Origin of the sequence: Sporosarcina thermotolerans, from assembly GCF_030067815.1 — a bacterium.
Taxonomy (GTDB): Bacteria; Bacillota; Bacilli; order Bacillales_A; family Planococcaceae; genus Sporosarcina; species Sporosarcina thermotolerans.
This window is the reverse complement of sequence record NZ_CP125968.1, coordinates 3,114,257-3,126,267: the sequence shown is the minus strand read 5'-3', so window position 1 is coordinate 3,126,267 and position 12,011 is coordinate 3,114,257. Positions and strand designations below refer to the sequence as shown.

Below are 12,011 nucleotides of genomic sequence, written 5' to 3'. Positions count from 1 at the left end.
GTTATTTTATATAACCCTGTGGCTTTTTGTTATTTTATACAGCTATGCTAACAAATATTTGATTCCCTTGGTTACTTCAAAAATGGAGGTGACCAAATGGATTAATTATGGTGGAATAATTTTTATCAAAACACTTTATTCATTATCAATTGTTGGACTTTAAAGAAGGCAAGATCAAAAAATTAAGTTATAGAGAGGGAAGTTCTATGTTTGAACAAAAAAACTTTGGAATTAAGAAGTATGTAAATGAAAACCCTATAAATTCACATAGCGACATTGCTCGTGTCATTCAAAAAAATAATCATTTATATACAATTGCTACAATCGATAAAATAATACCTCGAGTCAAAGTTGCACATAAACTTACAGATAAGGATTTTTATGTCGGTGACTTTGTTATGTTTAATTGGCAAGATGATGATTATTATTTGGAAGAGCTACTACAACGAAAAAATGTTATTTCTAAAGCTTCCAGTCATGCTGCTAAGAGCTACCATGTAAAATCATATGAACAGATTCTTGCGACAAACGTTGATCAACTCTATATTTTAATAGCTGCTGACCAACGATTTACTTTATCAAAATTAGAACGTTATCTGATGACATTTAATCAAGAGAAACTAGAATTGAATATTTTAATATCAAAAGCAGATTACATTGAAGAGACAAAAGAAATCATTGAGACGATTCATTCAAATTACCCAAAAGTAAAAATAACATCAGTCAGTATGCATCAAGGAGAATCGATACAACTGGTTAAAGATACTTTATATAGCGGGAAAACAGCGATGTTTATCGGGGCATCAGGAGTAGGAAAATCTACATTAATAAACTATCTTACAAATAATCGCAGTGAAGATACAAATTCAGTCAGAACTGATGGGAAAGGTAAGCATACAACAACGGTAACTAAGATGTTGTATTTAGAAGAAACTGATTCACTTTTAATTGACAGTCCTGGGTTTAAAACGATTAGTACAACTAATGAGGTTGATGGGAACATTCTATTCGCAGAAATTCAAGATCTCGCTAAGTATTGCAAGTTTAACGATTGTACTCACAATCATGAATCAGGATGTGCTGTTATTCGTGCTGTTGAGGATGGAGAATTATCTACAGAACAACTATCAAGATACTCTCTTTATGAAAAAAAGTTAAGAGGTCAACTGAAATATGAGAATATGAAGCAATTGAAAAAGCAAAAAAAGTTTTACTCGAAAAATTAATCAAGGCGAGTAAAGTTAGTAAGCTTCTCTTCAAAATGTTCAATGGTTAAATCATTAGTTATAAAAAATAATTAGAATAATTGCGGGAAATACCAAAACCGCAACATTCATAGAAGGAAGATAAAATGGGAAATCAAAGGTTATTTTTAATCGATAAAAAAGAGGGTTTAAGTTTGGAATTCAGCAAGCTAATATCTATGATGAATTATACAAGAGAGACAACATTAGCGGAAATAATGAATTTATCAGTCGAGCAATTAGATTTTTTAATTAACGAAAAAGCAAATTCCATCGGCATGCTGATCGCTCATATGGCGTCACTTGAAAAAGCATATCAAATCGATACATTTGAGAAACGTGAATTTACGGAAGAGGATATACAAATGCTGAATCCGGCAATGGATCTCGGAAAGGCAGCACAAGAACAAATTAAAGGGAATTCGATTGAATTCTACTTGGAGCAATTGGAACAAACAAGAAAAAAGACAATTGAGGAATTCCGAACATTGCAGGATTCATGGTTGTTCGAACAAACTCCATTTTGGGGAGGAAAACCTACGAATAACTATTTCAAATGGTTCCATGTATTTGAGGATGAATTAAATCACCGAGGTCAAATAAGATTAATTAAGAAAATAATAAATCTCTCAGCGAAATAATTCAGGTTTCAGTAGCGCACATAATCGTTCTTTTGCCAAAGAATATTGCAAAAGCAATGGTTTGTGCCTATAATTTTATTGATATGAGCAGAAAGTGAACTCACGGGTATCTATGATTTTAAAACAACAAAATGTTGTCATCTAGTTTCTAAAATAGCCTTGTTAAAAGTAGTTTAACAAGGCTATTTTTTGTATCTTATTAATTATCTATTTGAACTGCTTAAATTGATTAGTTACCCATCGCTCTTGGTTTTCTGCAACGTATTTTTCAACCGCTATTAATCTATTCACCAAGTCCTCTTTCGAAAGCTGCATATACCTCTTTTTGGCGATGTTTACATCACGTTCAGACGAATTCCTTCTTAAAGATGCTTCGTCAAATGTAGAGGGCATTACAGGTTTTTTACGCGTATTTTTTACTTTATACGTTCTGCTATGCTTTTGATAATAAGAATGTAGTTCCTCATTGCGTTTAATCGTATTTTGATGGATGCCTTTTCCTTTTTCATCAAATGCTTTTGAATGCTCACTAATGTTGTGATAGGTTACGGGAATCCCTTGTTCTACGAGAAAATCAATCGTTTGAATACCAATAGTAAGTGAACGGTCTTTACGTTGCTGATGCACTTTATCAAGCCATTTCCGCTTATCTGAATGGATTGAGCTTGGTGGTTGGTTCATAATGACGTTCCTCTCTATATTGTTTTATCAAGTCAATCTCTTTTAGTTCGATCTTAGCTTGCTTCGCCATTTCTTTTGCTTTACGAACTTCAACCTCTAACCCCATTTGCTTGAAGCGTTTCTCCATATCCTTTGATAATTGAATAACTTCTAAAAGTTCATCCTCTTGGTCTGGTTCAGGTACTTTTGCTTTACAACCTAGACATTGCATTTTAGTTGGACACACGAAATCGGTCACGCAAGTACCACCTAATACTTTGTTGTATACCCCAACTTTTTCAGCGTGTCCATCAAATTGCTGTTGCAACTCTTTGGGGCTTCTTAAATACGCATCATCAATATCGACATAGCTTGAAATGACATCATGTAATTCACTTATTGATTCAGATATTTGTGATGGGGTTGGTGCGGAGTAATAAGCCGTTACATTCAAATCCCTTTGATGTAACAGCTTGGCGACAATATCAACATTCACGTTTTGTCGCTGGACTGCTTCTGTTGCAAAAGCATGACGTAAAAGATGCGTCTTGATTGTTACAGGCTTACCGCTTTGTGTTTCCAAAATCAATCCATGAAGGAGGAATCGAATGGAACTGTATATAGAATCCACTTTCATTGCCTTACCTTCGTATTGAAAATAATAGGGCAAAGGCTTAGTGAAAAGATGCTTTCTCTCATATCTATATAAATTACTCGGAATTTTCTTGACAGCATAATGCTCTTTTAACAGCCTTGCTACGGTTTGAAGATGCTCCATAGTCTGCTTGCTTATATAAAACTCTTCTAAAGAATCTCGTCCTTTAGGGATAGCTTTAAATGAGAAATGCAACTTCTCTTTAACTTTTTTTATAAGGATACATTCTTTCGTATTATTAATTTGAAGTAATTCATTAATTCTTGCACCAGTGGTTGTTAGAATGTCGATAGCTAATAAACCAAATGTACAAGCAGCGTAAAATGGCTCAACATCAATTAATAAACCTTGTGCTTTGTCTTTGTGCAAAGTAACAAAAGTTGTCGGTGTTAAAATACCTTTATGTTGAGAAAAAAATGGTTTGGGCTTTTGCTCATATTTTTGTTCGTAGCCCCATAAAGATAAAAACTTTAAAATACGCTCATGTTCTTCAATTGGTCTATTTTTATTCCAATTTCCGAGAACATTAAATCCAATCAATTCATTAAACCAAAGACCTTCTCCTTCTGAATTGTCCTCTATTGATTCCGTACGAATAAACTCAAGGAAATAAGCATTTTTCTCGTCAGAATAAGTTACTTTCTTCTGTGTTGCTTGTTTTATTATAGCTTCTGAAAATTGTGTTTGGTGATGCAATACAAAGGATGGTTTATCCCATAAACGAAAATGAAATCTTTCTCCGATGCGTTCGGGTTCATCATAAAAAAATTCAATTGGTAGTGATAACGATTTAGTTTCTACCTCCTGTATTTGTTGATGAAAGGCATCACGTAGTCTTTTCATCTGATTCCATCGTAAATTTGCTTCTGCACGTATCGTTGGAAGCATTGGAACAATAGCATCTGTTTCATCTTTACGAATAGTTTGAGCTTGTTCTATTGCTAACCTTTGAAATGAAAAATCGCATGAATCAAACGGAATAGGTTGCAGTAGGAACTGTTTATAATAATCTTGTTCTTCAAAAGATAAGTTGTTATGAACCCATTTTTTTGTAGTGCACTCGGCTCCACTATAATTTCCCAATAATCTTCTTCTTTTGTTGTTGGAATCGTTAGGAAAAATCTCACCTTTTAAATATCCATATAAATGAACATTCGGATCGAAGTCTAAAAATCTAGTAATGTTAAAATGATTGAAAATATCTTTAAGACGTGTGCTTAAGGTCCCGATGATTACTTTAATAGTTCCGGCATCTTTATTTTGAGCTGTTTCGATTAATATAATCAATAAAAGGTGATTCTTCCAATCAAAATTTAAGCAATTATTATTAATGTATTTAAGAATCCGTTCATCTACTTTGTCGATTAAAAACTCACTTCGACCATTTTTCAGGCACATTAGCTTTGTATCCATTTTTCCAAGCCATTTATCATACCATACCGTTGCTGGTCTTTGTTGTGTTGCGTCAGGCAAATTCATTCCAACCCTTCTAATAACTCTTGTAAATCTTCATCGACTAGTTCAATCTTGGTTGTTTCAATGACTGCCAACTTTGATTTTCCAGAAGATTTATACTGCTTAGTGTAATCTTCCTCTCTTTGTGCCATTTGTACCAGCATGTTTTCATGGGCTTCTCGATGTTTTGCTTCGTCAAAATGATGTTCATATATATTCATGGTATCGGGATTTTTCCATTTCATATATTTAATTAATTCATTTTTACGCTGTTGAATTTCAGCTTCACTTTTGGATATATTATAAATTTCTCTTAGGCGAGAAGTAACAAACCAATGTCTTGCTTTATGCGGGTTTAAACTTAATTCATTAACTTTCATTGCTCGATTCCAATGATAATACCAAGCATGATAAGTAAATGCTTTTCCATTTGCAGATAAAAAGATTGGTGCATCGTCAGGCAATTGTTCAAATCCTAAATGATTTTCATCATAGGATTTTCTCTCGGTGTCTATATAGTGAAACAATCGCTTGACAGTATCTTTACTAAAGCGTAAGAACTTGATCTTCCTACCATGACTCCCTTTGTTAAACGTACTAACCTCTTGGTGACTTCTACGCTAACGATAATCTCCAATGGTGAGTTCAATAATTTCCGATGCCCTTGCTCCTGTTTCGAATAACATACGAGCTATAATCATTTCACGTTGCGACCAATTTACCTTTTTCCCTGCTTGATAAACTTGATAAGGTAAATTCATATCATCAATAATTTGAGGTTGCCATTCTTCATTGATGATTTTAAAATAGGAATCTGTTAATCTTCGGTGAGTGACAGGATCTTCTGTTCCTGCAACTGAGGGCATTCTAGGTTTATCTTCTCGAACACCTCTTACTTCTTCTTTATAGCTATGTAGAATAGCTTGCCCATCAATTAAAGGGTTATGATGTGGATAGTAGTTTAAGCGAACCATAGACTTATAAAATGACTTTAGTGCCGATAAAAAACGACTAATGGTAGTAGGGCTTTTATTTGTTAAATTCACAAAACGAAATGAATCTTTATCTCAAACTTTACAGCTCATTTCATGCTGTAAATAATCCTCAACAGCTACGCGTATCTTTCCTTCCGATTCATTCCATTGCACTCGATTTCCCTGATAGTTACTTTTTTCCTCTATCCACTTAAAAAAGGGTAATAAGCACTTTAAATAAGATGTTGCAGAACTCTTATCAATTCTCCCTAAACAATCTTGGTAATAATCTGTCAAAGGTAGAAAGGGCTTGTTATCTTTAAATACTAACAGTTGATATTTACTTTCAACATGTTTCGGACAATACTCATACCAATACAATTATTAACCCCTCCAATAAGGAACGTTAGTTCTAATCTAATACTTTTCTTCGTAAGTGTAAAATGTTTAACTTTTTAATAAAACTATGAGGAAATGTTAGCCAAAATAAAAATGCACATTACTAAAATTTACTTTTAGTAATGTGCATTTTTATAATGTGTGTAACATTATAAACAAGCCACGACGAGATAAGTCATCATGTACAATTACTTGTCTTTAATATTACAGGGTACCTCTACGTTTTTGTTTGAAAAAATGCCTGGATTTTGAAACCTTTTTGGGGTGAGTTCGTACTATTAGTAAAGGAATTTGTTTTTCAATCAAGCATTCCTAAATGAGAAATGGATTTTTTTATGTGAATGATGTTTAAACTTTTATGCTATCGGGTATAACAGTATAGAAGTGTGAAAGTACAAATCCAAAGGAGCTGTAACCCTTACATTATTGCGGAACTGTGACAAAGAAACAATCTGTATTACTTTTTTTTGAAAAAGTGTATTCATTGAGAATGAATATGTGTATAATAGAAGATAGCAAATTACTTTAAAATCATTCTAATTTAAATAAAACAAGCAAGCCGACTGAAAGGAAGTGTCAGCGAATGGGAGTTACATTATTTACCTCACCTAGTTGCACATCATGTAGAAAAGCTAAGGCGTGGCTGGAAGAGCATGAAATACCGTATACGGAACGTAATATTTTCTCGGAGCCATTGAATATTGGTGAAATCAAACAAATTCTCCGAATGACAGAAGACGGGACAGATGAAATTATTTCAACCCGATCAAAAATCTTCCAAAAACTTAATGTAGATGTGGAAAGCCTTCCACTTCAACGCTTATACGAATTAATACAGGAACATCCAGGCCTCTTAAGAAGACCAATCATTCTTGATGAAAAAAGGCTTCAGGTAGGGTATAATGAAGATGAAATCAGACGTTTCCTACCTCGTAAAGTAAGGGCCTATCAGCTGCTTGAAGCGCGGCGCATGGTTAACTAATTTAAGACATAGTAAAGCTGATAGGGAGATAACGGGCATTCGCCAAATCCTATCGGCTTTTTAATTTCCCTTCAGGGTTTAGCATCCAGCTACGGGCGCCAGAGGCTCGGGTCATAAGTCAAATCTGCTATGTGGCAAAAAACGCCACTTCGCAGCTTCGCCTTATGCCTGTCGCCTCTAAGAAGGCGCCCTACGCTTTTGTCTCATCCAGCTACGGGCGCCAGTCCCTCGAGTCGCTTCAGACATGCCAAAAAGGCAAAAAGCGCCTTTGTTGTGGCATGTCTCCCAGCGAAAGCCGTTACGAAGAACGGCTTTTGCGAGTAATAGCGCAGCGTTACGAGCACGTCTTCTTTTCCCAAACTGTCGGGACTAAGAAGGCGCCCTACGCTTTTGTCTATTGCAATATGTGCTGATGTTCCCTACAATGCTATTATCAATAGAAGTCTTGAGCGGTAACCCTTTCAAAACTTCGTAGACGCTCATATAGTAAGTATAAGCATTGCAGGTTAATCGCGAAAATAAAAAAATAGGCATATACCTATTTGTAAGGAAGGGAGAGAAAAGGGATGGAAATAGAACGTATCAATGATAATACAGTAAAGTTTTATTTATCGTATATAGACATAGAAGAACGTGGCTTTACTCGTGAAGAAGTCTGGTATAATCGAGATAAAAGTGAAGAGCTCTTCTGGGAGATGATGGATGAAATCAATGATGAGACCGAATTTGAAGTTGAAGGTCCATTGTGGATTCAAGTCCATGCGATGAATAATGGAATCGAAGTTACAGTGACACGTGCACAAATGGAAAATAACGAAATTGATTTTGGTGTGGATGAGTCTGATAAGCACTTTGACCCTGATCCCAGTTTATTCACAAACCCTGAACAGCTCATGAATGAATTAAACGATGAGCCGGTAGTATGGACTTCCGATATGTTCGTGTTTGATGATTTCGAAAATCTCATTCCGTTAGCTAAGAAAATTCCCGCTTATGCAGTTCAATCATCTCTCTATTCATTCGAAAATAAATTCTACATGCATGTGATCTATGATGAATCTGAAATGGATGACGATGCTAAATTGGATTATTGTAGTATCGTTTCGGAATACGGTTCATTATCCCAAGTAACCATCCATCGTTTGGAAGAGTATGGAAAAGTTATAATGGAATCAGATGTTTTGAAGACTGTTGATAAATATTTTGGCGAATAAAAATAATCAGCTGCTCCCCATTGGTAAATATAGGGGAAGCAGCTTTTTTTCTTATTGTTAGATATATAAACTCATAATAGTTGCAATTGTAAATGAAGATTCCTACAATTACTCTGAAAGGAGTGAGGAGAATTTTAACAGCCTGTTCGGAGGATGGACGGATGGTCGTTTTAACAGCAGATCTAAAAAGGGACGAGCTCAGAAGTTGGAAAGAGACTCGTAGTTTTTTCTGTCCCCAATGTAGAAGTCCGGTCCATTTAAAAGTCGGTGATATTGTTATTCCCCATTTTGCTCATCGAAAGGCGACCGCCTGCCGTGCATCCTTTTCAGAGGGGGAATCGCCACAACATTTAACTGGTAAATTATTATTACATCAGTTGCTTTCAACGCATTCGGAAGATGCGATATTGGAACCGTTGTTAAAAAATTTCACAGCGACCTGACCTGCTTATTGCTTCCAATGACGTAAAAGTTCCAATCGAGTTTCAGTGCAGTACAATTCCGATCCCCCTGTTGGAAAAGCGGACCCAGGGGTATCAAAAGGTCGGTATGACCCCAATTTGGATATTGCATACGCCTCAAAAGTTTACGAATATCCCGAGGGCGTAGGGACTTTTCAGTTTTCAAAGTTCGAGGAATGGTTTATCGTCAGCACCCCACCTGAAGGAGATGTCCTCCTTACTTTTAACCCCCAAACGAAAACATTTCACTATTTTACGAGTTTGTTGCATATTGCAGGCCAGAGATATATTGGCATGCACCACAACCTTCCAATTACCTTTCAATTTTTCCCTTTTATTCGCCCGAAAGTACCGTCAAATGAGGATCTTATTCGATATGTAAATCTATATAGTTCAAAGCGCCGTGAAGACCTTGAACGGTGGGTAATGCTAAATAGAAAAGGCATTAACGATCCATTTTTAAGATGCTGTTATGAAATGCGAATCTTGCCAGTTAACCTGCCAACCTGGATTGGTGTGCCGATTTCAGGGAATGATGCATTCCGTGAAGCCGATTTTGAATGGCAGTTAAGACTTCTCCATTTTTTGAAGCGAAAAAATTTGAGCTTCAATAAAGTTACTTCATATAATCTGCAACAATTCGTATGGGGTTTTGATCATCCTTCTGCTGAAAAAACGTCGGCTTGTAAAAAATATATCGAATTCCTTATTAGGAATGGATTAAAAAACCCTTCGGATAAAACAGATTTCAGTGAAAAGGGAATTTTGTATATAATTTCAGAAAGATTTCTTGCAAATGAAGCACAAAATTGAGAGAATGATAATGATTCGATTTACGAAGAAAGTTTGGGGGAGGAATTTGAATGACGACGGAAGTTAAAAACAAAGTGTTAACTCGTGACCAAGTCAAAGTGGAAGAAACTTGGCGCTTGGAAGATATTTTCCCTACGGATGAAGCGTGGGAAGAGGAGTTTAAAGCAATCGATGAGCTTTTAGCTAGTGCGGAAAGCTATAAAGGTACATTGAACAACGGTCCGGAAGCACTATCCGAAGCTCTATCTTACCGTGATACTGTTTACCAAAGAATGGGCAAATTATATACGTACTCCCATTTGAAAGCTGATCAAGACACGACGAATGGCTTCTATCAAGCGATGGATAGTCGTGCGAAATCTTTATACTCCAAAGTATCTACAGCACTTTCATTCTTCACACCGGAATTGTTAACGATTTCTGAGGAAGAATTGAACAGTCTTGCTGAGAATAATGAAAGCTTGAAAGTGTACAAGTATGAATTTGAAAAAATGAACTCCCGCCGTGCTCACATCCTTGCTGCAGAACAAGAGTCAATCCTTGCACAATTGGGCGAAGTGACAGGCAACGCTGCAGAAACGTTCAGCATGCTGAACAATGCCGATTTGACTTTCCCAATGGTGAAAGACGAAAACGGTGAAGAAGCGGAACTTTCACACGGACGTTATATCCGTTTCCTTGAAAGCCAAGATCCGAAAGTACGTGAAGAAGCATTCAAAGCAATGTACAGCAAATATGGCGAGTTCAAAAATACTTTTGCATCTACATTGAGCGGAAATGTTAAAAAGAATAATGTCAATGCGCGAATCCGTAAGTATGATTCTGCTCGTAATGCTGCATTATCGGCAAACCATATTCCGGAACAAGTATATGACAACCTTGTTAACACGATTAATAGTAACCTTGGATTGCATCATCGCTACGTTGCATTACGCAAAAAGGTACTTGGTCTAAAGGAACTTCATATGTGGGACATGTTCGCGCCGATGGTAAAAGATGTGGAAATGAAAGTTCCTTATGAGGAAGCAACAGGAACTATGCTTGAAAGTTTCCATCCACTAGGTGAAGAATATAAATCCATTGTTAAAGAAGGACTTGAAAACCGTTGGGTTGACGTACGTGAAAACAAAGGGAAGCGTTCAGGAGCTTATTCCTCTGGATCATATGGTACGAATCCATATATCTTGATGAACTGGCAGGATAACGTGAATAACTTGTTTACATTGGCTCATGAATTCGGCCATAGTGTTCACAGCTATTATTCACGTCAAACGCAACCATACAACTACAGCGGCTATTCAATTTTCGTAGCTGAAGTTGCATCGACAGTTAATGAAGCAATCTTAAACGACCATCTTCTAAAAACAATTGATGATGAGCAAAAACGAATTTACTTGTTAAATCATTGGCTCGAAGGATTCCGTGGTACAGTATTCCGTCAGACAATGTTCGCTGAATTCGAACATAGAATTTACCAGCTTGACCAACAAGGTGTTGCATTGACTGCTGATAAACTAACAGAAGAATATGGTGCACTAAACAAGAAGTACTTTGGTGATGCTGTTGAGGTGGATCCGGAAATCGCTCTTGAATGGGCACGTATTCCACACTTCTACTATAATTATTATGTGTACCAATACGCGACTGGTTTCAGTGCAGCTGTTGCATTAAGCCATCAGATTCTTACTGAAGGCCAACCAGCTGTCGACCGTTACATCAATAACTTCTTGAAAGCCGGTTCATCAGACTATCCCATTGAAGTTCTTAAAAAAGCAGGAGTCGATATGACTTCTACAGCACCAATCGAAGAGGCATGCCGTGTGTTCGAAGAGAGATTGAACGAGTTGGAAGAATTGCTTAACAAGCAATAAAAGAGATACTGACTTGGCGTTTTTAAAAGCCAAGTCAGTTTTTTGATGCTTTGAATCATCAATATACTTCTATAACAAATAGTAAAGCGCTTACATTCTGTTTGTTTACAAAAATATTAATAGATGATAGTCTTTAAGTCTTTAGGTAAGGGATTTGTAGATGGTTTTATTTGTGACAGAGATGTGAAACTTCTTGTGAAATGTTGCATTAACTACTATTTCATGATAAATTATAGATGTGAAATAAATCACATACCAAACATACACCCCTTTTGTTTGAACGTGAACATTTCTCCCATTCCCTTTGTAAAAGAGCATCCCTCTCCCCAGGAGCGGATGCTCTTTTCTTTTTAATTGAGTGGTTCTGAGAATAAACGAGCGGTTATGAGAATAAACGAGCGGTTATGAGAATAAACGAGCGGTTATGAGAATAAACGAGCGGTTATGAGAATAAACGAGCGGTTATGAGATTAAACGAGCGGTTATGAGATTAAACGAGCGGTTATGAGAATAAACGAGCGGATATGAGAATAAACGAGCGGTTATGAGATTAAACGAGCGGTTATGAGAATAAACGAGCGGATATGAGAATAAACGAGCGGATATGGGAATAAACGAGCGGTTGTTGGAATAAACGAGCGG

Annotated in this window: 13 protein-coding genes; 8 read left to right on the top strand and 5 right to left on the bottom strand. The window is 36.3% G+C overall.

Annotated elements, in window-relative coordinates; all coding sequences use genetic code 11:
* Positions 1-206: 206 nt before the first annotated feature.
* Positions 207-1,226 carry a ribosome small subunit-dependent GTPase A gene (rsgA, locus tag QNH10_RS17645; protein ID WP_283732605.1) on the top strand — a complete coding sequence of 340 codons (1,020 nt, stop codon included), beginning with the start codon at positions 207-209 and terminating at the stop codon, positions 1,224-1,226.
* A gap of 125 nt (positions 1,227-1,351) precedes the next feature.
* Positions 1,352-1,885, top strand: a complete 534-nt coding sequence (locus QNH10_RS17640; protein ID WP_283732604.1) for a DinB family protein — start codon at positions 1,352-1,354, stop codon at positions 1,883-1,885.
* A 207-nt stretch (positions 1,886-2,092) separates the two neighbouring features.
* Here the strand turns inward: QNH10_RS17640 and QNH10_RS17635 are convergent, their stop codons facing one another.
* The 5 genes from QNH10_RS17635 to QNH10_RS20825 form a co-directional block, all read right to left on the bottom strand.
* Positions 2,093-2,566, bottom strand: coding sequence for a hypothetical protein (locus QNH10_RS17635; protein WP_283732603.1), 474 nt, complete (start codon positions 2,564-2,566; stop codon positions 2,093-2,095).
* Positions 2,532-4,679: a site-specific integrase gene (locus QNH10_RS17630; protein WP_283732602.1), complete on the bottom strand. Its 2,148-nt coding sequence runs from the start codon at positions 4,677-4,679 to the stop codon at positions 2,532-2,534. Before QNH10_RS17630 ends, QNH10_RS17635 begins: the two co-directional genes overlap by 35 nt.
* The gene (locus QNH10_RS20835; RefSeq protein WP_317940635.1) at positions 4,676-5,119 is read right to left on the bottom strand and encodes a hypothetical protein; all 444 of its coding nucleotides are present in this window, start codon (positions 5,117-5,119) and stop codon (positions 4,676-4,678) included. Before QNH10_RS20835 ends, QNH10_RS17630 begins: the two co-directional genes overlap by 4 nt.
* Before the next feature lie 156 nt (positions 5,120-5,275).
* Positions 5,276-5,701, bottom strand: coding sequence for a hypothetical protein (locus QNH10_RS20830; protein WP_347177915.1), 426 nt, complete (start codon positions 5,699-5,701; stop codon positions 5,276-5,278).
* A 21-nt stretch (positions 5,702-5,722) separates the two neighbouring features.
* Positions 5,723-6,010, bottom strand: coding sequence for a hypothetical protein (locus QNH10_RS20825; protein WP_347177914.1), 288 nt, complete (start codon positions 6,008-6,010; stop codon positions 5,723-5,725).
* A gap of 601 nt (positions 6,011-6,611) precedes the next feature.
* On the opposite strand from QNH10_RS20825, the gene spxA reads away from it, so the two are divergent.
* From spxA to pepF, 6 genes are all read left to right on the top strand, one after another.
* Positions 6,612-7,010, top strand: a complete 399-nt coding sequence (spxA, locus tag QNH10_RS17620) for a transcriptional regulator SpxA (protein ID WP_283732601.1) — start codon at positions 6,612-6,614, stop codon at positions 7,008-7,010.
* Positions 7,011-7,576: 566 nt separating this feature from the next.
* Entirely contained in the window at positions 7,577-8,224 is a 648-nt protein-coding gene (gene mecA, locus QNH10_RS17615) for an adaptor protein MecA (protein ID WP_283732600.1), read from the top strand.
* A 161-nt stretch (positions 8,225-8,385) separates the two neighbouring features.
* Positions 8,386-8,667: a competence protein CoiA family protein gene (locus QNH10_RS17610; RefSeq protein WP_283732599.1), complete on the top strand. Its 282-nt coding sequence runs from the start codon at positions 8,386-8,388 to the stop codon at positions 8,665-8,667.
* On the top strand, positions 8,651-8,833 hold the full coding sequence (locus QNH10_RS21280) for a competence protein CoiA family protein (protein WP_430541127.1): 183 nt from the start codon (positions 8,651-8,653) through the stop codon (positions 8,831-8,833). Before QNH10_RS17610 ends, QNH10_RS21280 begins: the two co-directional genes overlap by 17 nt.
* Positions 8,834-9,111: 278 nt before the next feature.
* The gene (locus tag QNH10_RS17605) at positions 9,112-9,498 is read left to right on the top strand and encodes a hypothetical protein (protein WP_283732598.1); all 387 of its coding nucleotides are present in this window, start codon (positions 9,112-9,114) and stop codon (positions 9,496-9,498) included.
* 50 nt (positions 9,499-9,548) lie between these two features.
* Positions 9,549-11,369, top strand: coding sequence for an oligoendopeptidase F (gene pepF, locus QNH10_RS17600; protein ID WP_283732597.1), 1,821 nt, complete (start codon positions 9,549-9,551; stop codon positions 11,367-11,369).
* The last annotated feature ends 642 nt before the right edge of the window (positions 11,370-12,011 follow it).

Excerpts from the sequence above, each read along its gene's own strand:
- QNH10_RS17605 (WP_283732598.1), top strand. The coding sequence starts at position 9,112 with ATGCTAAATAGAAAAGGCATTAACGATCCATTTTTAAGATGCTGTTAT.
- rsgA (WP_283732605.1), top strand. The coding sequence starts at position 207 with ATGTTTGAACAAAAAAACTTTGGAATTAAGAAGTATGTAAATGAAAAC.
- QNH10_RS17635 (WP_283732603.1), bottom strand. The coding sequence starts at position 2,566 with ATGAACCAACCACCAAGCTCAATCCATTCAGATAAGCGGAAATGGCTT.
- QNH10_RS17610 (WP_283732599.1), top strand. The coding sequence starts at position 8,386 with ATGGTCGTTTTAACAGCAGATCTAAAAAGGGACGAGCTCAGAAGTTGG.
- QNH10_RS17630 (WP_283732602.1), bottom strand. The coding sequence starts at position 4,679 with ATGAATTTGCCTGACGCAACACAACAAAGACCAGCAACGGTATGGTAT.
- mecA (WP_283732600.1), top strand. The coding sequence starts at position 7,577 with ATGGAAATAGAACGTATCAATGATAATACAGTAAAGTTTTATTTATCG.
- pepF (WP_283732597.1), top strand. The coding sequence starts at position 9,549 with ATGACGACGGAAGTTAAAAACAAAGTGTTAACTCGTGACCAAGTCAAA.
- QNH10_RS17640 (WP_283732604.1), top strand. The coding sequence starts at position 1,352 with ATGGGAAATCAAAGGTTATTTTTAATCGATAAAAAAGAGGGTTTAAGT.
- spxA (WP_283732601.1), top strand. The coding sequence starts at position 6,612 with ATGGGAGTTACATTATTTACCTCACCTAGTTGCACATCATGTAGAAAA.